General features: G+C 60.6%; 18 protein-coding genes and 1 pseudogene. 7 read left to right on the top strand and 12 right to left on the bottom strand.

Annotated elements, in window-relative coordinates; translation table 11 throughout:
- Positions 1-63: 63 nt before the first annotated feature.
- The 4 genes and pseudogenes from AC07UI_RS27190 to AC07UI_RS27175 all read right to left on the bottom strand — a co-directional run bounded on the left by AC07UI_RS27190 (position 64) and on the right by AC07UI_RS27175 (position 2060).
- Positions 64-381 carry a DUF6124 family protein gene (locus AC07UI_RS27190; RefSeq protein WP_494995386.1) on the bottom strand — a complete coding sequence of 106 codons (318 nt, stop codon included), beginning with the start codon at positions 379-381 and terminating at the stop codon, positions 64-66.
- Between the two features lie 343 nt (positions 382-724).
- Positions 725-823: pseudogene (locus AC07UI_RS27185) on the bottom strand (hydrolase); the annotation flags it as partial.
- Positions 824-922: 99 nt separating this feature from the next.
- Positions 923-1210 (bottom strand): hypothetical protein, encoded by a 288-nt coding sequence (locus AC07UI_RS27180; protein ID WP_494995385.1) that lies wholly within the window; start codon positions 1208-1210, stop codon positions 923-925.
- Between the two features lies 1 nt (position 1211).
- A complete protein-coding gene (locus AC07UI_RS27175) occupies positions 1212-2060 on the bottom strand; it encodes an NAD(P)H-dependent oxidoreductase (RefSeq protein ID WP_494995384.1) in 849 nt (282 codons plus the stop codon).
- 112 nt (positions 2061-2172) lie between these two features.
- Here AC07UI_RS27175 and AC07UI_RS27170 point away from each other — a divergent pair, with 112 nt between their 5' ends.
- A complete protein-coding gene (locus AC07UI_RS27170; RefSeq protein ID WP_494995383.1) occupies positions 2173-3060 on the top strand; it encodes a LysR family transcriptional regulator in 888 nt (295 codons plus the stop codon).
- A 360-nt stretch (positions 3061-3420) separates the two neighbouring features.
- Here the strand turns inward: AC07UI_RS27170 and AC07UI_RS27165 are convergent, their stop codons facing one another.
- The 7 genes from AC07UI_RS27165 to AC07UI_RS27135 all read right to left on the bottom strand — a co-directional run bounded on the left by AC07UI_RS27165 (position 3421) and on the right by AC07UI_RS27135 (position 13756).
- Complete coding sequence (locus tag AC07UI_RS27165; RefSeq protein WP_494995382.1) at positions 3421-4035, bottom strand: type II toxin-antitoxin system PemK/MazF family toxin; 615 nt, start codon at positions 4033-4035, stop codon at positions 3421-3423.
- 96 nt (positions 4036-4131) lie between these two features.
- Complete coding sequence (locus AC07UI_RS27160) at positions 4132-4419, bottom strand: hypothetical protein (RefSeq protein ID WP_494995381.1); 288 nt, start codon at positions 4417-4419, stop codon at positions 4132-4134.
- A 230-nt stretch (positions 4420-4649) separates the two neighbouring features.
- Complete coding sequence (locus AC07UI_RS27155) at positions 4650-7748, bottom strand: efflux RND transporter permease subunit (RefSeq protein WP_494995380.1); 3099 nt, start codon at positions 7746-7748, stop codon at positions 4650-4652.
- The gene (locus tag AC07UI_RS27150; RefSeq protein ID WP_494995379.1) at positions 7745-8857 is read right to left on the bottom strand and encodes an efflux RND transporter periplasmic adaptor subunit; all 1113 of its coding nucleotides are present in this window, start codon (positions 8855-8857) and stop codon (positions 7745-7747) included. Before AC07UI_RS27150 ends, AC07UI_RS27155 begins: the two co-directional genes overlap by 4 nt.
- A 30-nt stretch (positions 8858-8887) precedes the next feature.
- The gene (locus tag AC07UI_RS27145) at positions 8888-10402 is read right to left on the bottom strand and encodes a TolC family protein (protein ID WP_494995390.1); all 1515 of its coding nucleotides are present in this window, start codon (positions 10400-10402) and stop codon (positions 8888-8890) included.
- 117 nt (positions 10403-10519) lie between these two features.
- A complete protein-coding gene (locus AC07UI_RS27140) occupies positions 10520-10735 on the bottom strand; it encodes a hypothetical protein (RefSeq protein ID WP_494995378.1) in 216 nt (71 codons plus the stop codon).
- Between the two features lie 120 nt (positions 10736-10855).
- Complete coding sequence (locus AC07UI_RS27135) at positions 10856-13756, bottom strand: AAA family ATPase (RefSeq protein ID WP_494995377.1); 2901 nt, start codon at positions 13754-13756, stop codon at positions 10856-10858.
- Positions 13757-14094: 338 nt separating this feature from the next.
- Between AC07UI_RS27135 and mhpA the strand changes: the two genes are divergently transcribed.
- Both mhpA and AC07UI_RS27125 read left to right on the top strand, forming a co-directional pair.
- Positions 14095-15753: a bifunctional 3-(3-hydroxy-phenyl)propionate/3-hydroxycinnamic acid hydroxylase MhpA gene (gene mhpA, locus AC07UI_RS27130; protein WP_494995376.1), complete on the top strand. Its 1659-nt coding sequence runs from the start codon at positions 14095-14097 to the stop codon at positions 15751-15753.
- 2 nt (positions 15754-15755) lie between these two features.
- Complete coding sequence (locus AC07UI_RS27125) at positions 15756-16400, top strand: TetR/AcrR family transcriptional regulator (RefSeq protein ID WP_494995375.1); 645 nt, start codon at positions 15756-15758, stop codon at positions 16398-16400.
- 16 nt (positions 16401-16416) lie between these two features.
- Here AC07UI_RS27125 and AC07UI_RS27120 read toward each other — a convergent pair whose 3' ends face one another.
- Complete coding sequence (locus tag AC07UI_RS27120) at positions 16417-17652, bottom strand: NADH:flavin oxidoreductase/NADH oxidase family protein (RefSeq protein WP_494995374.1); 1236 nt, start codon at positions 17650-17652, stop codon at positions 16417-16419.
- A 366-nt stretch (positions 17653-18018) separates the two neighbouring features.
- Between AC07UI_RS27120 and AC07UI_RS27115 the strand changes: the two genes are divergently transcribed.
- The 4 genes from AC07UI_RS27115 to AC07UI_RS27100 all read left to right on the top strand — a co-directional run bounded on the left by AC07UI_RS27115 (position 18019) and on the right by AC07UI_RS27100 (position 22751).
- On the top strand, positions 18019-18633 hold the full coding sequence (locus AC07UI_RS27115; protein WP_494995373.1) for a TetR/AcrR family transcriptional regulator: 615 nt from the start codon (positions 18019-18021) through the stop codon (positions 18631-18633).
- Positions 18634-18720: 87 nt separating this feature from the next.
- Positions 18721-19812, top strand: coding sequence for a VOC family protein (locus AC07UI_RS27110; protein WP_494995372.1), 1092 nt, complete (start codon positions 18721-18723; stop codon positions 19810-19812).
- Positions 19813-19893: 81 nt separating this feature from the next.
- Positions 19894-20850: a fumarylacetoacetate hydrolase family protein gene (locus AC07UI_RS27105; protein ID WP_494995371.1), complete on the top strand. Its 957-nt coding sequence runs from the start codon at positions 19894-19896 to the stop codon at positions 20848-20850.
- Positions 20850-22751, top strand: a complete 1902-nt coding sequence (locus AC07UI_RS27100) for an acyl-CoA synthetase (RefSeq protein ID WP_494995370.1) — start codon at positions 20850-20852, stop codon at positions 22749-22751. Before AC07UI_RS27105 ends, AC07UI_RS27100 begins: the two co-directional genes overlap by 1 nt.
- Positions 22752-22823 lie beyond the last annotated feature (72 nt).

Below are 22823 nucleotides of genomic sequence, written 5' to 3'. Positions count from 1 at the left end.
TTTGTCGGTCATGAAAAACTCCTCGATAGATGCATTTTCCACTTATCGAGGTGTCCGGGGAAATTAGACCACTACAACCATCTGCTGAATCGCCAGCGCGACATTGCGGCGAGAGCCTTCAAGCTCGAAGGCCAGGTCAGTGCTCATGACATTGAGCGACGCGAGCGACTCGCAGGCGTGAACCAACAGCGTTTCAGTATCGACGTCGGGGGCAACGGCGAAGATGGTGCGTGGACGTCTGTCGAGCTTCGGTTGATCGAGGGGTGATCGCAGGTGGTAATCGAGGGCGCGCTCGGCGGCTTCGTGGAGTTTGCTGGAGTCGAGGGCCTCGGAGGTGGAGAGGCTTGGGATTTCGGGAAGATTGGGGGTGATCTTTTTCATAGTGAAGCTCCTTGATCAAATGGAGCAGCCACTACCTGCTGTCAAACAAGAATGGGTGGCAGCTGGACGCGGGTTGACAGACCGAGGATCAAGGAACCCGGCGCACCCGAAGGTGCCCCACGCACAGCCGCCATAATACGAAACAGCGGACGCAAAAAAAGCGCCAACTGATCGGATAGCGGCACTTGCATGCCTTGATCTTATTCGGTCTGTCAAAACCGGTCGCTGATTTTGCAGCGGCCCGCGAAGATTATCTTCGTGGGTCATCCTGCGCAAGTTCACCCAAGGCGTTATAGGTTGCAGGAAACGTCTGAAGCTCACAGATTGCGACTAATCGGGACTGTCAGATTTTTTGTGTCCGATCCAGCGACGAACCCACCGTCAAATCCGTAATCAACGTCGGCTGCAACCCTGCATCAAACAGCGCAAACCCAACCGCCACTCAATGCCGTGTAGAACGAAAGTGCTCGTTCGAAGTTATTGACGCCGATGAACGTGTGCGAGAACACAGTAGGCTCCGAAAGTTGTGGGGCTTACGCAGTCACCCCGCCAGCGCTGCGAAGCCAGGAAAGGGCTTGAGGGCGTAGTACTGCACGTCGAGCAGCTTTTGCGCCACATATGGCAGGGCTTCTACAAAATGCATCGCTTCTTCTGGAGTGGCAGTTTCCAGTTCCAGTAATGCGCCTGCGCCTTCCAGCAACCCATGTGCGGCGCGCACGCAGCCGGTTGCAAAGCCTTGCCAGACGGCCTGCATCTCCGGCGCGGCAAGGCTCGCCAGCGTTTCACTAGACGCGTTCGCTTTGCGCGTGAGGATCACGACCGTTTTCACCTCAGCGCTCCAGAATGGTGGCAGGGACAGGGGCGCTGTATTCCTCGGCCGCAGCGGGTTGAGGGGCATCGGCGATGTGAGCCGTCAATCCTGTCTGAGTCGGTGCAATGTGGTCGGCCAACACGTGGCGGTCTGGATAGTCACCGCCGTTCTGTGGGCGGAAAGCAATCGGCGCGTCGTCGAACAGACGCTCCACTCGGCCGCGCCAGGCTGCAGCCGCTTCGGCCATAGCTTGGGCGTCGATTCTACCCGTTCCATACACCGCGAAGGTGGGCAGCACCTGCATGCCAGGAAAGAACAGCGCACCGTGCGTGATGGGAAAGAGCAATTGCTCCAACGACCCGTTGATTCCACGGGGAGAGTAGTCGTCTGCCGGCCCGCCGACAGAGACCGCCAGCAGCGCGCGCTTTCCTTCAAAGCCGCCTTCGCCGTAGCGATAGGCGTTACCGGCCCCTTGGTAGCCGTAGGCCAAACCATAGGCCCACACTCGGTCCACCCACCCCTTCATGATCGCCGGCATGCTGAACCACCACAGTGGGAACAGCAGGATCACCGCATCCGCCGCCAGGATCTTTCGTTGCTCTTCTTCGACGTCGGGCGTCTGGCAACCGTTGGAAAAGGCGTGCCCCGATTCCTCGATGAAAGACAGACGTTCCTGATTGGCACGTTTGGGAAAATCCTCGCCGTCGAACACTGCCTTCCATCCCATGGTGTACAGGTCAGAATGCATTACCTCGTGGCCCTGGGCCTTCAGTACTTCGATGGAGATATCGACAAGATGACAGGTCACGGAAGTCTGCTCGGGGTGAGCATGGACGATAAGAACTTTTTTTCTGCTGGTTGAGTGCATGGCTTGGTTTTCACAGAGTAATGAGACAGGTGGCAGTCTGTATTGGCCTAAGGTATCCGTGAAATCAAAATAATTTTCCGCTACCATCCATGCAATGGATACCAAAAGACGTTTGGACCTTAACCTGCTGGTCACTCTGGAAACCCTTCTGGTGGAACAGAACGTGACTCGCGCGGCTGAGCGCCTGCACCTCAGCCAGCCGGCAGTGAGCGCACAGTTGAACCGCTTGCGCGAACTGTTCGATGACCCTTTGCTGATACCGGTGCAGCGCGGCATGACGCCCACTGCCAAGGCCATTGAGCTGCTTGATCCGCTTCGCCTCGCGCTGGATCAGGTGCGCGCCACGGTGGCCGGGCACCGCCACTTCGACCCGATAAAGGCTCGACTCACTGTCGCTATCGCCTGCACCGATTACCTGCAGAAGACAGTGGTCCAGCCGTTGGCGGTTGCGCTACGAAAGCAGGCACCCGGTGTGCGGATTGCCTTGCGCCATCTTGATCCGCCAGAGTTGGAAGTGCAGATGGCCAGTGGCGAAGTGGACCTGGCGTTGATGACGCCCGAGCATGGCCCAGTCAGTCTGCGCAGCCGGCATCTGTACGACGAGCGCTACGTGCTTATCGGCAGGCATCGGCATCCGGGACTGCGACTAGGGCTTTCTGTGGAACAGTTCGCGCGGCTGGACCATATTGTCGTCTCGCTGCGCGGTGGCGACTTCACAACCCCAGTGGACGACGGGCTCGCAGCGCTAGGCTACAAACGTAACGTTGCGCTTTCCGCGGCATCGTTCCTGCTCGTACCTGAAATCGTCGCCAACTCTGACTTTATTGCCCTGGTGCCGGAACGGCTGGTGCACGATCGTAGCGAGGCGCTCACGGTGGTTGAATGCCCTTTCCCCGTGCCGGGCTTCACCGTGAGCATGCTGTGGCACGAGCGCAACCATGGCCATAGCGGCCAACGCTGGGTACGCGAAGTCATCATCGAGTTGGCAGGCAAGTTGTAATCCACGCGGGGTCGGGCCCGTTAGTGGGTTGGTCGCTGTCAGAAAAGCCGGACGCCGAGGTGGCTATCAAAGGAAATCGGAGACCACGATTTATTTCGCATCTGCGTGATCCCTCAGGCCAGGGATCGTGGCCTGCCCCCTAATTACCTAAAATATCTTTCAACCCAAAAAACGGGCATTTTGTTTTTCCTTGTGTGGGTTGGTACTGCGCAAGGAGGCTAGCAGTGTTGTTGAGTGGCGCGAGGTGGAACCGCGCATAATCGATGATCGGCATCACTGACGACGGCACTGGAGATTGATTGCGCTGGCGGCGTGCCAGGCGTATGTGAGGGAGTTGAATCGATAGGGGGGAGCGGCATATTAAAGCGGTAGGTATGCCTTCACGCAGGCAATCACACCCTGCATATCCTCGGCGCTTAGGCGGGGGACAAAGTATTCACGACCACTGCTTCGAGTTTTTCTGTGTAACTTGTCGAGGCGCTCAAAGCTGACCGTGTAGATCATGTCACACTTCACCCACAGCTCCTTGTAGCCATCGGTAGGAAGGGGATTGGTACGCAATAGATGGTGCCAGTCCTGCTGAATCTCCGGCGTGGTGGAGGAGATAGGGACGACAGTACAGAGCTTGCGATTATGTGTGGCGGTAGGGGATATCACCACGACCTTGCGTATCTTCAGCATTTCAGGAGCAACAAAGCCCCGTGTGAAGTCGCACAGAAGAACATCGCCTTGCTTGGGGTGGTAGTAGAGAGGCAATCCTTGATCCCCATATAAAGCAAAGCCGCCCGAAGGCGGCTTCAATCGACACGCAGCTGAGCTTGCATCGCCCCTTCTGCGCCGCTGGATCAACCCCGAAAAGGATCCAGACTCCTGCCAGCTTTCGCTGGTGACAAGCCGATTATGGCTATTGGCGATACCAAATTCAAGCCAGCTTGTACCGTATAGGGCGGCATAGGGCGGTCTAGAGAGATTCAAGGTCTAACAAAATCAATGGGTTGCGTCGTGTCGCGACACGTTTTATTGATTCTGAAAACGTGTCGCGGCATTCATCCTATACGGATAACCGTACACTTACAGGTCCGCTCCACAAAGCAGCACTTTGAGTGCTTCGATTGAAGACCTGCCGATAGCCAACCCTTCTTGAGACTCAATGCTAGTCGAGAGCTTTTTATCAATCATGGCAAAAAGCTCTTCGGTGCTGATGCTTACCACGAACTCACAATCTGTCCCTGCTTCGATCTTTGCGGAAAACCTCGCCGACACTCCGCCTTTGTACGCATCGAGCCTATTGGTCAGATCGCCCTGCAAGAAGTCTCTTCTGACCGTCCTGAGCGTGAGCGCGCGTCGAGTTATCTGCATCCTCTACTCCATAAATGCTGTCATTAAGCCGGCATCACCGAGCCAAAACCACCCATTCAGGCACAAAAAAGGCACTTGCGATAAACGCTAAGTGCCTGATTTGTATAGCTTGTTTGGTGGGCCGGGGTGATTTGAATCTGCTCAGTAGCCTATTGATTTATAACATTGATATCGGGTTTGATTTTTTAGTTGGAATACCGTGCGAAATTGCACACGTGCTACGGCACTCATCACTCAGAAGCGAGCGCGGCGTCCCCCCGTAGCTGTTGGGTGTCAGCGGCCGTCTGGCGACCCACCTTGAACCATGCGGCGTACAGCGCCGGGACGAAGAAGATCGTCAGTAGCGTCGCCACGGTAAGGCCGCCCATGATCGCAATTGCCATCGGTCCCCAGAACACACTGCGCGTTAGCGGGATCATTGCAAGCACAGTGGCCAGCGCCGTCAGCATCACCGGACGGGCCCGGTGAATGGCGGCATCCAGCACGGCATTCCACGGGTCGCGCCCTTCGGCGATCTCGGTTTGCACCTGGTCGATCAGGATCACCGAGTTGCGCATGATCATGCCACCCAGTGCGATGATGCCGAGGATCGCGACGAAGCCCAGCGGCGACTGGAACACCAGCAGCGCCGGCACCACACCGATCAGGCCGAGCGGTGCAGTCAGCATCACCATCCACATGCGGGAAAAGTTCTGCAGTTGCAGCATCAGCAGCAACAGGATGGTGATCAGCATCAGTGGGGCCACGGCGAGCAGCGCCTTGTTGGCCTTGTCACTTTCCTCAACCGCTCCGCCCACGTCTATGCGATAGCCCGTCGGCAGCTTGGCTTCGATGTCCTTAAGCAACGGCTGGATCTCCTGCGTCACCGATACACCTTGCTCGCCATCCTTCACGTCGGCACGCACCGTGATCGCCATGTCGCGGTTGCGGCGCCACAGCACCGGCTCTTCCAGCTCGGAGCGCAGCTGTGCGACTTGCGACAGTGGCACCACCGTGCCCTGGCGCGTGTAGAGGTTGATGTCTTTCAGTGTGTCGAGGCTCAAGCGCTCCTCAGGCACGGCACGGGCCACGATGTCGATCAGGTCCTCGTGCTCACGCAGCTGCGACAGGGTTGCGCCGTTCATCACGGTCTGGGTCGCCAGTGACACGTCAGCCGGCGTGAGACCCAGCGCGCTAGCCTTGTCCTGATCAAGCTGCACTTTCAGCGTGCGCACCGGGTCGTTCCAGTCGAGTTGGAGGTCGCGCACCTTCGGACTGGCCCCGACCACCTTCTCCACATCGCGGGCGATCTGGCGCACCACCTGGGTATCGGGGCCGACGACGCGGAACTGCACCGGGTAACCGACGGGCGGCCCCAGCTCAAGCCGGGTTACCCGCACCCACGCCTGCGGGAACTGCTGGTCGGCCGCGGCCATCAACCGCGCACGCACCCGCTCGCGGGCATCCAGATCCTTGGTCATCACAACGAACTGGGCAAATCCAGGATTCGGCAACTCGGGGTTGAGCGAGAGATAGAAGCGCGGTGCGCCGGCGCCAGTGTAGGCGGTGAAGTACTTGACTTCCTCGTCCTTCGACAGCTGCGCCTCCATCCGCTTCACCTGCTCGGTGGTCGCCGCGAAGGACGAACCTTCTTTCATGCGCAGGTCGACGACCAGCTCAGGGCGCGAACTGTTGGGGAAGAACTGCTGGGGCACAAACTTCATACCGGCCAGAGCAAGCGCCAGGGCGCCAAACGTTGCGCCGATGACCACCCAGCGACGCTCAATGGCGGTGTCGATCAGACCGCGCAGCTTGCGGTAGAACTTCGAGTCATACGGATCGCCGGCATGCTGGTGCTTGCCGAAGTCATTGGGCAGCATCTTGACCGCCAGGTACGGCGTGAAGATACCCGAGCAGATCCACGAGAACAGCACCGCGGCGCCGACGATCCAGAAAATGCCACCCGCGTACTCGCCGGTGGTGGACTTCGAGAGGCCGATGGGCAAGAAGCCCACGACGGTGATTAGTGCACCGGTCAGGCGCGGCATGGCGGTGGACTGGTAGGAGAACGCGGCCGCCTTCACGCGGTCCATGCCGGCCTCCATCTTCACCACCATCATTTCGATAGCGATGATCGCGTCATCGACCAGCAGGCCAAGAGCAATGATCAGTGAGCCGAGCGAGATGCGCTCAAGGTTCCAGCCCATTGCCAGCATCACCAACGCCACGCCACCCAACACCAGCGGCACCGAGGTCGCGACCACAAGGCCTGTGCGCCAGCCCAGACTGGCCAGGCTCACCGCGATCACGATGATCAGCGCCTCCATCAGCGACCGCTCGAAGTCCCAGATCGCGTCCTTCACAGTGGAGGGCTGGTCGGCCACGCGCTCCAGTTCCACGCCGTGCGGCAGCTCGGACTGGATCTTGTCGACCGCTGTCTCCATCGCTTTGCCGAGGTCTACGATATTGCCGTCGTTGGTCATCGTGATGCCAAGCATCAGCACCGGCTGGCCATTGTGGCGGACCGTGTAGGTTGGCGGGTCCTCAAAGCCACGCGAGACGGTCGCGATGTCGCCGAGCTTGATCAGCCGGCCGCCCGCGGCGATGGGCACGTTGCGGATAGCCTCTTCGCTGGCGAACTGGCCGCTCACGCGCACCATGACGCGGTCGCCGTTGGTGTCGATCTGGCCTGCGGGCAACAGGGCGTTCTGGCTCTTGAGGCTTTCGGCGATGGCCAGCGGTGTAATGCCCAGCGCTGCCAGGCGTTCGTGCGAGAACTCGACGTAGACACGCTTGGCCTGCTTGCCGATGACATCGATCTTCTTGACCATCGGTACCTTCAGCATGCGGCGCTTGATGTCCTCGGCCGCGTCCGACAGGTCGGCGTGGCCGACGCCGTCACCCTTGACCGCGTACATCAGGCCATACACGTCGCCGTACTCGTCGTTTACGATTGGGCCGATCACGCCGTCAGGCAGCTCACGGTTCAGGTCGTTGAGTTTCTTGCGCGCCTGGTACCAGGCCTCGCGCTGGTCGGCCTTGGAGGTGCCGCCGCGCACGGTAAGCGTCATGCCAGCGTAGCCTTGTCGCGCGTAGGTGACCACCTTCTCGAAGTTGTCGATCTGCTCGAATTTCTTCTCCATGCGATTGAGGACCTGGTCTTGCATCTGCTGGGCAGTTGCGCCCGGCCAGATGACGATCGCGGTCATGGAGGGCACGGAAAAGTTCGGATCCTCGAGCTGACCGAGCCTGGTGAAGCTGAAGGCGCCGGCCACTGCGACAATGAGGAGCATGAACAGGACGATGGCGCGATGACGCAGCGCCCAGTCGGTGAGGTTGAAATTGTTCATCGGGCGGCCTGCTGCGTGGTGTTCGCGTCAACAATCGCCGCGCCGGGCAACGCGACCTTCAGTCCGGACGTCATCTTCTGGACCCCGGCAGTGACGACCAATACGCCGGCCTGCGGCCCGGAGACGAGCACCTCGTCGTTGCGGTAGCCCCAAACGGCCACGCGCTCCAGTTCGACGGTGCCTACCGGATCCTTGCCCGCGGGTGTGACCACCCACAGCGCTGGCTGGCCGCCACTTTGCGTCAGTGCCGTGGCCGGCACCGCCGCCACGGAGATACTTGTCATCATGCGCTCGGCCGTTACCGTGGCAGTGGCGCCCAGCGGCAGCGCCTGCACCGGCTTAAGCCGCGCGCGATAGGTGCGCGTCTGCGCCGCAGCCTGTGGCGACAACTCGCGCAGCGTGACATCGAAGGTCTCGTTTGGCGCACTGGCCAGCGAGGCCTTGAAACGCGCCTCCTTGAAGACTGACAGCTGATCCTCGGGCACATCGACGACGATCTCGGATTCATCCGGATTCGCAATCGAGACAACCGGTTGGCCCTCCGCCACGATTTGCCCCGCCTCAAAGCGCACAGCCGTGACGACGCCGCTTCGAGAGGCGCGCAGCACGGTGTATTTGAGCCGGTTGCGCGCGAGCTCAAGCTTTCGCGCCTCGGCCTCGGCGGTCGCATGCGCGGTCTGGGCATTGGTATGCGCACGCTCGTCGTCGGCCGCACTGACCGAGCCGTCAACCTTTAGCGCGGTCAGGCGCTGGCGGTCCGAGTCGGCCTGATGCGTCTGCTCGACGGCAACCGCCCACTGTTGCTGCGACGCTTGCTCAGCGAGGCGGTAGTCGCTGTCATCCAGCGCAGCCAGTATGTCGCCTTCGTGCACAAACTGGCCTACATCGACCTTGCGCTGGGCGACCTTGCCGCCCACGCGGAAGGCCTGGTCGACTTCATGTCGCGACTGTACGGTGCCCACGTAGCGACTGATGTCGCGGGCATTGTCATAGTTGATTTCAACGGTGCGTACTGGCCGTGGTGCCTGCACGGTGGGCTGGTCCGGGCTACACGCGGACAGCATGACGGCGACGGCCAGGGCGCCGGCCGCAGTAAGGGAGGTTTTCAAGGCGGTTCCTCTTTGAAAAACGACAGATTCTTAGGAAAGTGGTGGCCGGTCGGCTGCGGTGGCTGCGGTGGAGGTGGCGGGTTGTTCGAACACCTGCCAGCCCCCGCCCAGTGCCTTGTAGAGCTGCACGCTGTCGAGCAGCAGGCGGGTGTTGCTGTCGTTGGCGTTCAGGCGTGCCGCCAGGCGCGCCCGCTGCGAATCCAGCAGCGGCAACAGATCAATCTGCCCTCTATCGTAGAGCGACTGCGCGTGACTCAGCGCAGCCTCCGCGGACTCGGTGGCCGACTGCAAAGACTCGGCGCGGTGGCGCTCTTGCGCCTGCGTGACGAGGGCGTTCTCCACATCCTCGAGCGCCCGTACGATGCCGTCCTCGGCGCGCAGTAGTGCCTCACGCTGGCCGCTCTCGGCGACCTCGTTGATCGCGCGCGTGCGCCCGGCGTTGAAGATCGGCATGGTGAGCAGACCCGCCACGTTGGTGAAGCGGGCGGCGCCGAAGTCCAGACCGTTCATCTCAAGGCCCTGGCGGCCGTAGGATGCCCCAAGGAACAGCCGCGGAAACCACTCGGCTGCGGCTTCTTTACGGCGCGCATTGGCGGCATCGAGCTGCGCCATCAACGCCAATACATCAGGCCGGCGCTGTAGCAGGGTGGCGGGCTGCCCCTGCCGGGCCTCGGGGGCCACCGCGTTGCCAGGCGAGGGCTGGATGCTCGTGGCGTTAAAGGCCTGGTCACCGATCAGCACTGCGATGCGGTGCCGCGATACGGCTGCCAGCGTTTCCAACGGCGGGATCTGCGCGCGCGCCGATGCGGCATCAGTCTGCGCGCGCTCGACGTCGAAGGAGGTTGCCAGCCCTGCACGGTGGCGCGCGGTAACCAGGCGCAGTGTCTCGTCCTGCGCCGCCGAGATCGCGCGTAATGTTTCGGCCTGGCGCAGCGCGCCGACCAGCGTGAAGTAGTTGCTGGCGACGTCGCTCATCACCAGCAGACGCACGCCGCGCACGCCGTGCTCCGCGGCCAGTGCCTCGGCCTCGGCCGCGGTCGCGCCAGCGCGCAGGCGTCCGCTCAGGTCAAGCTCCCACGAGACGTCCAGGCCCGCGCCGACGGTCTTGGTGTCTGGAAAACCCTGCTTTTTGGCAGTGTCGTAGTTGGTGCTGCCGTTGGCGCCGAAGGCGGACACGCCAACACTCGGGGACAGCCAGGAGCGACTGATCGTCTCGCCGGCGCGTGCGGCGCGCACGCGCTCGGCGGCGATCTTGATGTCCCGGTTCTCGCGCATCGCGCGGCGCACCAGATCCGTCAACACCGGGTCGTTGAAGGTCTTCCACCACGCGGCTTCGGGTTCCATCTCGGAGGCCGTGCTTGCGGCGAACTTTGCCGGCAGGTCTACCGACGGCTTGAGGACCTCCGTGGAGCAACCGGTCAAGATCAGGGCGATAGACGCGGCGAGCGCCGCACCAACGACGACGCCGACCAGGCGTTCGGCATGTTGGAAGGTTGTCTGCCCGGCGTAGCGGGTCAGCGGATGGGGGGGTGGAAGTCGCTGCATTGGGTTGGACTCGTGTAGATTCGAGATGGCATCAGCGTAGGGCCCGGTGTGCGCGAAGTCGTCAGCGAAGCGTCGCCGTTCGGTCGCCATATCGAGCGCTCATTTATGTTGGAGACGTCATTCGCCGTCGGCATCTGCCGTGTGCTCGCCGGCCGCTGACGCGAGGTCCGAGTCAATCGACTCCAGCAACGCTTCGGCGGACGAAAAGTCACGCTGACGCCCGGTGACCAGGTTTTCGAGGCGGCCCACGAGGGCCCCGGGCATGGCATCGCTACGCAGCTTCACGACGTACGAGCGGCGGTTCGGGTACTTGGATTCAGGGTTCAGGCTCATTGCAGACCAGGGGGGCAAGAAAGTTCGACGACAGCGTAGGCCGCCCCCTGGGTCGAGTCGTAAGCGAAAGGTCAGACTTCGGTCGGGACTGCGCCTGCCCCGCACAGAAGTCGTGTCGCTTCAAGCCAGCTTTGCAGCCTGAAGCAGCGAGCGTGCACGTTTCACCAGCTCGGTTCCGTCAGTTTCGGGTGACTGGTCAACCAGCGTCGCCAATGCCTGGTGGTCCTCGGCCGTGGCGTTGTGGTGCCCGCACAGCTCGACCAGCGCGAGCAGCTCCAGCCATGGTGCTTCCTGGGTACGAGCCTCCTCAATCGCATGCCGAACCGCAGTGTTGCCGGCGTCGAAGCGGCCCTGCGTCCGCGCAATCGCTGCCTCCAGTAGCAACAGTTGCGGCAGGTATACGCGCTCGCCCAGTTCTTCCCCCACCCGTAGTGCTTGCTCCAGCTCGACTCGCGCGGCGTCGCAATCACCCGCCAGCAGCAACGCCTCGGCGGCGTAGCCGAGCACCTCGCTGGCACCGGAGCGCATGCCGAGCCCGGTGTGTTCTTCGTAGGCCTCGCGGATGCGTCGGTAGCCGTCGCGTGGCGCGCCATTGCGCGCATCGGCCCAGCCGCGCCACCAGCGGCAAGCCGTACGCCCCAGTGCGAGCGAATACTCATCGACCAGCTTCTGCATGTCGTCAGCCAGCGCTGCTACACGCACAGGGTTGCCCATCCGCACCTCGATCAACACCTCCTGCCAGGTGGCGACCAGCCAGGTCATGGGTTGGCGAAGCACCTGCGCGCGGGTCCGCGCCCGCTGCATGTGGGCTCGGCCTTGCTCAATCAGGCCAGAACGCACGAGCTCTATGGCCAGCATACCGTGCAGCATGACCTGAGGATCGGCCGCAAAAATCTCGTTCGCCCCGATGTCCAGCGGCTCGGCAATCGCGAGGGCGCGCTCTAGCCAACTGCGGGTTGTCTGCGTGCGACCCTGGAGATGATGTACCTCGCCCTGCACGATGCACGCTGCCAGCATGAGCGCTGGATCGTTCGCCTCGCACGAAAGGGCTTCGGCGCGTTCCGCCACCTCCAGCGCCAGCGCATAGTCGCCGCGCAGACCAAGCAGATAGCCGAATCCGTGCAGCAGGCGACCGCGCATTGGATGTTCGGGTACATCCGCTAACAGCGTGTACGCGCGTTCGAACGCGTTCCTGGCTTCGTTGCCGACACCGACCGTGTGAAAAGCCGACACGCCCTGCAGCGTGGCCAAGGTAATTTCGAGCGTATCGCGCTCGGTCCCTTCTGGTGCCTGCGTCAGCAGGACCAACGCGCGCTCAGTGAGGGCGATGCACAAGGTCGGGCTGAAGTGCAGCAGCGCGGCTTCTGCGGCCTCGGCGTAGTAGCGCAGCGCGACCATCGGCTGCCGAGCCCGGTCGAAGTGCATTGCCAGCTCCGAGGCAGCGACCGGCATGCCGGCCGTGCGCTCGCGTTCGAGGGCAGTGCCAACCTGGCGATGGAGGTGGGTGCGCAATGAGCGTGGCGTGCGGTCGTACAGCACCTGGCGGAAGAGGGCATGCCGGAACGAGTAGGGTGGCTCTACCGTCTCTTCGACGTCGGTGGCCCGCGACCGTGTGAGCCATACCTGCTCGCGCACCAGTTCTTCGCAGGTGTCGGCCACAGATGCGAGGTCGCGCTCGAGGGCCAGCGAAACCGTCTCGACCCGGAATTCGACTCCGCACACCGCTGCCGCCGAGAGCAGCGCACGCTGCTCCTGTCCGAGCTTGGTGATGTAGTGATCGATGATGGCCGCGAGGTTCTGGGGGACCGCCAATCCCGCCAGCCGAGCCTCGATGGTGGCGTCGTCGTCCGTTGGGTCCATCACTTCACTGATGACTGACGATACGAACAACGGCACACCGTCAGTACGCTCGTGCAGGGCACGTACGAAAGTTTCATCTCGCGCCAACGAGAGGGAATGCAGCGCAATATAGTCAGCGACCTCGGTTTCCGAGAACGGATCGAGCACCACTTCCTCGCACAGGCGTTGCAGGCGCAGTTCGTGGCGCAACGAGCTGAGCGGATGATCGAGCGCTACCACCTCGGCGAGGCGAAAGCTCGACAGCCACATAAGCCGCATGGGGCTACGTCGCCGCGCCAGATAGTCGATGAGCTGGACCGTCGCCCGATCGCTCCAGTGCAGGTCTTCGGTCACCAGCAACAGTGGGCGCTGCTCTGTGTAGCGGTCCAGCAGTTCGCCCATTTCCCGGAGCATGCGGTCCGGGCCGATGCCAGCAAGCTCGCGCCGCAATGCATCTCGCTCCTCCATAGTGCTCAGCCACGGCAGTTGCAGCAGCCAGGTCGGCGCCACGGCGCGCAACAGCGTTGGCAGGGTGGGGTCGCTGCGGCACAGATCGGCCAACGCCTCCAGCACCGGCAGGTACGGCTCGCCGGCACCGTAGTGTTCCACGCAATGGCCACGTGCGCAGGCGATGCCGCCGCCAAGGCTGGCGAGGAAATGTTCGATCAACGTGGTCTTGCCAATCCCCGGTTCTCCGGCGAGCCAGACCACTGCACGTTGGCCACCGTAAGCCCGCTCCCACGCCCATTGCAGCTTTGAAACCTCGTCGGTGCGACCGATGAATGGCGGCGACGGATGCGCGCCAGCCGTGGGTAACGTCGTGGATGCAGGCGGCATCGAAGGGGCAGGGGACGGCGCGGCGATGAAGCGATAGCCGCGCCGCGACACAGTCTCGATGAAGCGGGGCCGCCTGGGGTCGTCGCCCAGCACCTTGCGCAGATCGCTGATGGCCGTCTTCAGCACCGAATCGCTGACAAACCGATGCCCCCACACTTCATCGAGCAAAGCATCCTTGGTCACCAGCGATCCCGGCTGGCGTGCAAGTGCGCAAAGCAGGGTGAAGGGCGTTGGCGCCAACGCCACGGCTTCTCCATTACGTGACAAGCAGGCGTTGGCCTCGTCGAGCTCGAAGTCAACGAAGCAGAGCTGGACTGGGTTCGGATGGGGCTGCGGACGCGCCACGTTGGATTCCTGAAGACTAAAACATAGTTGTGCGCTGTGAAGCATGGCTCCAATGACAACGCTGTTCGGCTCAGAAGCCAAGCCTCACCGGTCGGAAACTGACGCAAGCGCGACTTCACTCCTCAGGCATCCGGGATTCATCTCTTCGGACCGCTCGATTCGCAAGCCTCCTGACACTCTCAGTACAGCCCACGTGGCCTCATACCGGTGTAGTAATGACTTCATAGATTAATGACAAAAACATCAATATTGAAAATTGTCTCAATTTTACATATCTTCACATTGCCTGACGATGAGACCTGCGCGTCCCACGACTTCAATCACAACAAGGGCTCGATATGAACAACAACAAGAAAGTATCCGAACTGCCTCCCACCGCCGTCGATGTGCTGGTCGTCGGTAACGGTCCGGTAGGTGCGACAATCGCAGCGCTGCTCGGCCGCTATGGGGTAAAGACACTGGTATTGGACAAGACCCATGAGGTCGTACTAATGCCCCGCGCCATTGCCCTGGACAACGAGGCGCTGCGTATCCTGCAACTCGCCGGATTGTCGGAGGACGCTTTCGAGAAGATCGCTATCCCTGAAGTGAGGATGCACTCTCCGGTTCTCGGGCAATTCGGTCGCGCCAATACTGCCGGGTGTATCGACGGCCACCCCAAGCTTGTGACCTTCTATCAGCCTGACCTCGAACGAGCGATGCGCAGCCAGGTTTCCCGGCTGAAGTCAGTGACCAGCCTGGGCGGCTTCGAGCTCGAAAGCCTGGTCGAGGAGTCGGACTGCGTCGTCGCCTCCGTACGGGATCAGGAGGGTCACTCGCACTCCGTTCGCGCCCAGTACCTGGTCGGTGCGGATGGCGCAAGCTCCAGGGTCAGAACACTGATTGGCCAGGAGTTCGAAGGGCAGACCTATGCGGAGGATTGGCTGATTGTCGATGTCATGAACCGGCATAAGTCGGCGATTGATCACATTGAGTTTCTCTGCGATCCACGGCGCCCAACGCCGCACATGCCCGCACCCGGCGGCAGGGAGCGCTGGGAGTTCATGCTGCAACCCGGCGAATCGCGCGAAGAACTGGAAAGCCCGGAAAGCATCGCCCGGCTGATAGCGCCATGGATCAATCCGCGGGAGCTGGAAATCGAGCGCAAGGCTGTGTATCGATTTCATGCGCGCTGCTGCAACAGATTCAGCAAGGGACGCGTTTTCCTCGCCGGCGACGCAGCGCACATCACGCCCCCTTTTGTCGGGCAAGGTCTCGTAGCGGGACTTCGAGATGGCGCCAACCTGGCCTGGAAACTGGCCTGGGTCCTTCGCGGCTATGCCGCGCCTGCGGTGCTCGACACCTATGACGTAGAGCGCCGTCCTCATGCTCAGGCGATGATCAATCTAGCCAAACTCATGGGTCGCCTGGTGATGCCCAAGAACAAGATCGCAGCTTTCTTCATCCACGGCCTGATGCGCATGCTGACGTTGACCCCCGCTACCCGGAGGTACTTCGAACAGTTGGACATCAAGCCGAAGAACATCTTCAAACACGGCCTGTTCGTGAAGCACCGTCGGGGCGACAAGCTGGTACGTGGCAGCCTGTTTCCCCAGGCCTGGGTTCGCAACATGCAAAAGCAGATCAAGCTGAGCGACGATGCTCTTGGAGACAACCTGACCCTGGTTGGATTCGGTGTTGACCCGCTGTCAGTGCTGACACCTGCTCAGATCGTTTCCTGGGAAAAAATGGGAGGCCACTTCTTACAGATCAGAACATGCGGCCAGCGCTCAGGCGGCAGTTGCGACTTCATCGAAGACTTGAACCATGACATCCTGCCGCTGGCTGCTAAAGGGACGCTGGTCGCGGTTCGCCCCGACCGTATCATCATGCACCACGCCCCTGGCGCAGAAGCGGCCAGTTTCCTCAGAGACTGCCGAGGTATTTTGGCCAGCGAAGATGTCACTGCCGAAAGCGTTTCCATTACCATCAACGAACCACCTCGATTAAGAGCCTGAAGATGCCGTCCCCCATTTTTCCTTCAGTAGCAACTGCGCAAGAGCCTCTCACTCGAGGCCACAAGAAGCGTGAACGCACCCGTCGCGGCCTGGTGGACGCGGCATTGCGTCTTGTCGCACGCAAGGAGGTGGGGGAGATCGCACTGCTCGAGGTCGCCGCAGAGGCCGAGGTATCCAACGGCACGATCTACAACTATTTTCGAACTCGCGATGAAGTACTCGAGGCGGTCGGCATCGCCATGGCGGCCGAGTTCTCCGATGCCATTTCCGCCCTGAGCTCGGACGTGCACTGCGGCGCACAGCGGCTTTCGATTGGCGTGCGCATGTTCGTATGCCGGGCCGCGTACGACCATCAATGGGCCAACGCATTGCTGCGCATCATCCATTCCGATCAGGCCATGCGCTCGCGCTTGGCTGACCATGTGCTGGGCGACCTGCGTGAAGGTCTGCGCGCGGGCACTTTCGCTTACGAGGACGAAGGGATCGCCCTGGACTTGGTCGTATCCTGCACAACCGGAGCCATGCGCTCGGTTGTCGAGGGACGCACGGTGGCGGAGCACGATATGCGGGTCGCCGAGATGATTCTCAAGGCTCTGGGCGTAACACCTGCCAAAGCCAAGAGAATCGCCGGCAAGCCGCTACCCTGATGTCATCCTCGACCCGCTAGGCCCGGCCAATCCATTGCCGATAGTTCTTCGCCTGGCGACGAGATTTCAGCTGATTGCCGATCAATGCCAAGAGTGGCGACGTCCCGGGTTTTGTCCGCTTCCCTTGGCTCAACAAGCCGAGCTGCTTCTTGACCACCGATGCCAATGCAAGCGATGCCAGCGCCTTGTTCTTCCAACGCACGACGATGGGCTCCACTTCGGTGTTCTGACCTGCCATCCACTGGCTTGGCAGGGCCGGCTCGATTGCCAATGCAGTGGCAAGCCCCACCATCGACACCGAGCCGCTCACCACTCGCTCCGCGACCTCCTTTCTACGCACGCCGCCGGTGACCATCAGCGGCATGCGCGCTATTTCTCCTATTCTCTGCGCGATCTCGAGAAAATAGGCTTCTCGAGCCAGACGGCTGCCATCGCGGGTCTGTCCCTGCATCGCCGGGCTTTCGTAGCTGCCACCTGACAACTCGACCAGGTCGACCGCTTTGGCGTTGAGCATTTCCACCACGCGAGCCGCATCCTCGGCATCGAAACCGCCGCGCTGAAAGTCCGCGGAATTGAGCTTCACCGCGACGCAAAAGGTCGGTGCCACTCGCTGACGTATGGCGTCGATGGTTTGCAGGAGAATTTGCGCACGATTTTCCAGGCTGCCACCCCAGCGGTCGCTACGCCGGTTGGTCAAGGGCGAAAGGAATTGGCTGAACAGGTAGCCATGCGCCGCATGAATCTCCACGCCGGTGAATCCGGCACGCTCGGCCAGCACTGCAGCATGGGTATAGCGCTCAATCAGCTCTTCGATCTCCTGCTCATTCAAGGCCCGGGGCGGCACAAAAGCCTTTGAAAGACCGGGAATGTCGACGGCAACCGCGGAGGGCCCTCGTGCCGATTGCCCCATTGAAGCCAATAGCTGCCGTCCGGGATGATTGATTTGCATCCAGGCCTGGGCTCCGCGACTGCGGCAAGCATCGGCCCATAGCGTGAATTTGCCCAGGTTCCGATCATCCTCAAGCACCACGCCAGCCGGTCCGGTCAAGGCGTGGCGATCAACCATGACGTTGCCAGTGATGATCAGACCGGCTCCACCGTCCGCCCAACGCCGATAGAGCCTGGCCAGCGCTTCCCCTGGAGCGTGATCCTCATTGGCGAGGTTCTCCTCCATGGCAGCCTTGGCGATTCGGTTTGGAATCACCGTGCCGTTAGGCAATCGAAGCGGTTCGAAGAGCTTTGAGCCGGTCATGTTCTGTCCTTCAGTTAATGAAAAATCGGCCAGCCGTCGCGAAGGGGCAATACCTGAGGAGCAACACAGGCACGGTGCTCCTCAGGTTTATTGAGGTCCTGGTTTACATCGATGGGCCGGTTTGATGGCCCTACCGAGAAGATGGGCCAGAAGCACGACGCAGATGAACACGCGTGTTCATTTAAGTCAATATGTAGAAATCTAAAGACCCTCCATGGACCTTGCCATATCACTCATAACATCCAGATTCATGAGGCATAGAACGGTTTTTATTGTGAGACGCGCTCTTGATTCAAAAATCCTTGTTGACGGCAGCTGAACACGAGTGTTCAATTCAGCCATAAGGTAATTCTGGAGAGAGAGAGCGTGAAATCCCTAAATCCGATACAGCGCCGCATTCATCAAGCCGCCTTCCGCCTGTTCGCTGAAAAAGGCACCTCTCAGGTGAACATCCTCGACCTTGCGCAAGAGGCAGGAGTGGCGCGCGGAACGATCTATAGCAATATCGACAGCATGGGAAACCTGTTCGAGGAGGTCGCGGGCTATCTCGCGAGGGAGATGCATGAGCGCGTCAACAAGAGCTTCAATTCCCTCTCCGATCCGGCTCAGCGCCTTGCCAATGGCATTCGATTCTTCATTCGTCGAGCTCACGAGGACCCCCAGTGGGGGGCGTTCATACATAAATTCGCCATGAGCAACTCTTCGTTGCGCGAAATGTTTAGCAGCCAAGCGACTACGGATCTTCTGAGCGGACTATCCAGTGGGCGGTACACGTTTGCGCAGGATCAATTGCTCTCAGTGCTGACGCTGATATCGAGCAGCGTCCTCGGCTCAATTTTCCTGGTGCTGGAAGGGCACAGAACGTGGCGCGAATCGGGCTCTGACACGGCCGAGCTAGTGCTGCGGGCATTGGGTGTGCCGGCAGGGGAGGCGCGAGCGCTGGCGACCAAAGAGTTGCCGGCACTTCCCCCTCTCGACTGAGCGCGGTAACCGACTCAACAAAAAACACCTCTGGCATTTTCAGGGGGTCGGGATCGCTTTGCCCTGAAAAACCGGAAAACAAGAACAATGAACAACAAAAATGAAATGCCCCAGTTGGCGACACAACATCCTGCCCGGCATCCGCAGCCGACGGTGAAGGCCCAGGATCTGACTCACTTGATCTTTCAACGGCCGGACTTGAGCGAGGCGGCGCGTTTCCTGACTGACTTCGGCTTGACGGTCAGTCATCAGAACGCCGATACGCTCTATCTGCGCGCCTCTGAACCGGCTCCCTATTGTTACCGTGTTCATCGTGCAGAACATGCTCGCTTTGTCGGGTTCGGACTGGCAGTCCAGTCTCTCAAGGATCTGGAAAAGCTGGCTCGAATCCCAGGCGCGTCAGCGGTCGAGAAATCGGTACATCCTGGAGGCGGACATTACGTCAGGCTGACCGATCCTTCCGGGTTCATTGTGGAAGCTGTTTGCGACCAGGCTCAAAGTAAAACGCTGGTACACAGAGCCCCACTTCCTTGGAATCTGGCGCAAGAGCAGCCGCGCATCAACTCCACGCAGCGCCCGCCGATTGCACCGCCTGAAGTACTCAAACTTGGCCACGTCGTGATTGAAGTGGCCGACTACCAGGCGACCTGTGCCTGGTATACGCAGCATTTCGGGTTTATTCCCAGCGATGTGCAGGTACTCCCCGACGGCACACCTATCGTCGCCTTCATGCGCCTTGACCTCGGTGATATTCCAACGGCTCACCATACGCTCGCGATAGCGCAAGGGTTCATGGCTACCTATAGCCATAGCGCCTATGAGGTCGTCGATGCAGACGCGGTGGGCATGGGGCAGCGCGTCCTGCGGGAGCGGGGTTGGGAGCACTCATGGGGAATTGGCCGGCACATCCTGGGCAGTCAGATCTTCGATTACTGGCAAGACCCTTGGGGCGATAAGCACGAGCATTACTGCGACGGGGATATCTTCACGGCCGTACAGCCTACAGGCATTCATCCCGTGAGCCCCGAGGCAATGGCGCAGTGGGGGCAGCGCATGCCCAAGAGTTTTACAAAACCCAAGATGAACTTGACCAATCTGCGTGCGCTGATCCGTAACCTGCGACGCAGCCCGGACCTGACAGTTCGCAAGTTGATAACGCTTATGCGGATGTTCGGGTAGATCCGCCAGCCCTTCCTCAGAACAACACCACAGTTCTCGCGCCGCCGCGCGCGGGACAACGCTGCTCCAGGAGTACCTTCAATGTCTGCTGTACACGTAGTCCGCTTTGAGTTTCAGAACGGTATCCACTGGGGCGTGCTACGCCAAGGCCGTATCACTGTTGTCCCCGGTGCTTTTGAAACCACCGGTGACTTCATTCGCCAGAACAGTCTCGACGACCTCGCTCGAATGAAAGGTGCGGAGTTGGATGAAGGCGAAGTGAAACTGCTGTCGCCGGTGACCCGTAACCAGCAGTTCGTCTGCCAGGGCGCCAACTACCGTCAGCACATGATCGAGTCGGGCATGGACCCGGATGCGAAGAAATTCAACATGATCTTCACCAAGGCGACGAGTTGCCTGGTGGCGGCTGACAGCGACCTGATCAAGCCGCGCACTGTGCGCTTCCTTGACTACGAGATCGAACTGGGGCTGGTGATGAAACGCGCGATCACCGGCGCTGTTACTGTCACCGACGCCAATCTGCATGAGTTCATCGCAGGCGTCGTCATCGTCAATGACTACTCGGCTCGTGACATTCAGATTCCCCAGATGCAGTTCTACAAGGGCAAGAGCTTCCGCACTTTTGGCCCGGTCGGCCCCTACCTCTGCCTTCTGGGTGCCAAGGACATGCATTACCTGAAAGCACTGCAACTGCGCCTGACGGTCAACGATCAGGTACGACAGAACGACAGCACGGCCAACCTGGTTTACGGCCCGGCTGAAACCCTTACCGAGCTCTCCTCCCTGCAAGATCTCGCCGCTGGAGACCTGATCGCCACCGGCACTCCTGCCGGCTGTGCTCTAACGGTACCTTCGCCTGCCAAACAGCGCATTGCGGCCCTGATGCCAGAAGCCACCAAGTGGAAGCTGTTCCTCAAGGCGCAGGAGAGCCGGCCGCAGTATCTCAAGCCAGGTGACATGGTCGAGGCGCGCATTCGCAGCGCCGATGGCGTGATCGACCTCGGCGTACAACGCAACCGAGTCGTGGAGGAAGTCTGATGACGGTACAGACCCTGAGCGACATCAAGAGTCTCGAACGAGTCCCCTTGTCGGAGCGCGGCTTGGCGGCCAGTACCTACGACGCGTTGCGACAAGCGGTCGAACGCACTCCCCACGCGCCAGCCCTCAGCTTCTTCGCCGATGCCGCCGATTTCAGGCGCATCTACCAGTGGACCTATTCTGAGCTTTTCGCGGATATAACCCGCGCGGCGAATGCTTTCCACGACCTGGGGATTAAACCAGGCGAGGTGCTTGCCTTCATCCTGCCCAACTTGCCGGAAACTCACTTCACTATATGGGGCGGCGAGGCGGCAGGCATCGTCATGGCGATCAATCCTCTGCTCGAGGCCAAGCAGATGGCTGGCTTGCTGAATGCCGCCAAGGCAACCGTGGTGGTGACGCTTGCGCCGACTGCGGGCAGCGATCTATGGCCCAAATTGGCCTCGCAGCTGGATCAATTACCAACAATCAGGCATGTCGTTTGGGTCAGCATGCAGGACTATGTCGTCGAACCTGTGCGTGAGGCCCTGAGAGCAGCGGCCCTGAAGGAGCGAGACTTACACAGCGGTATCGCGATCCACGATTTGCAATCGCTGATGAATACTCAGCCGCACACGCACCTGAAGAGCGGTCGGCAAATCTGCCCGGATGAATGCTCCTCCTATATCTGTACCGGTGGCACCACCGGGCTTCCCAAGATCGCCGCGCGCACCCATGGTTCTGAAGTATTCAATGCATGGGCCGTGGCCGCTCACTTGCAGCCGCGCGATGGTGGCCAGGTTATCTTTTGTGGTCTGCCACTATTTCATGTCAATGGACAACTGGTGACTGGACTGATGCCTTGGACTCAAGGCGACCATGTGATCCTTGGGACGCCTCACGGGTATCGTGGCGAGGGGGTGATCCCACGATTCTGGGAGATGGTCGAGCACTTCGGTATCAACTTCTTTTCCGGCGTGCCAACTGTCTATGCTGCACTTTTGCAAAATGAATGGCAGGGTCGCGACCTATCCAGTCTTCGCTATGCAATGTGTGGCGCCGCCCCAATGCCAGCGGAGCTTTTCCGAGAATTCGAGCGCCGGACCGGGGTGAAGATCCTCGAAGGCTATGGCCTCACGGAAGGCGCCTGTGTCTCCTCGGTCAATCCTCCCCATGGCGAGCGCCGTATGGGCTCCATCGGGATACGGATCGCCCATCAGAATATGCGCGCGGTCTTGCTCAATGATTCTGGAGAGTACCTGCGTGACGCCAATGTGGATGAAATCGGCGTCATCACGATCAGTGGTCCGAACCTCTTCGATGGCTATCTGGAGGAGAGTCATAACCGGGGTCTTTGGATCGATATCGACGGTCAGCGCTGGCTGAATACGGGCGATTTGGGTCGCCAGGATGCACAGGGTTACTTCTGGCTGACCGGACGCAAGAAAGAGTTGATCATCCGTGGCGGCCACAATATCGATCCCAAGCAAATCGAGGAGGCGCTGCAGGCACATCCCGCCGTAGCCTTAGCCGCTGCAATCGGCAGCCCGGATGCCTACTCGGGCGAGGTGCCGGTCGCCTACGTTCAACTGCGACCCGGGCAAGCCTGCAACGCCGAAGACCTTCAGGTGTTCGCTCAGCTCAACATCAGCGAGCGGGCTGCAGTTCCCAAGCGCATTGAAATCCTCGAAACGCTGCCACTGACTGCCGTGGGCAAGATATTCAAGCCCGCCTTGCAGCAGCGTGAGATTGGCAGGGTAGTCCAGCAGGAAGTGGAGCGCCTGTGTCTGCGGGAGATTGCGGTAGAGGTGGTACAGGATGGTCGTCGTGGGCTAGTCGCATGTATCCGGGCCGGGGCCGATGAGGAAAACCTGGCCCTCCTTCTAGGTCGCTACAGCTTTCAAGTGGAATGGCTTAAATGAGCCCGGATTCGCTTCCGTAAGTCCAGCAAACATGCCCTGGTACTAATCAGTCAGGGCCTTTTACACAACTTC

Source organism: Pseudomonas sp. GW821-FHT04C07 (assembly GCF_059420325.1).
The sequence above is the reverse complement of the archived record's forward strand: the minus strand, read 5'-3'. Positions and strand labels throughout refer to the sequence as shown.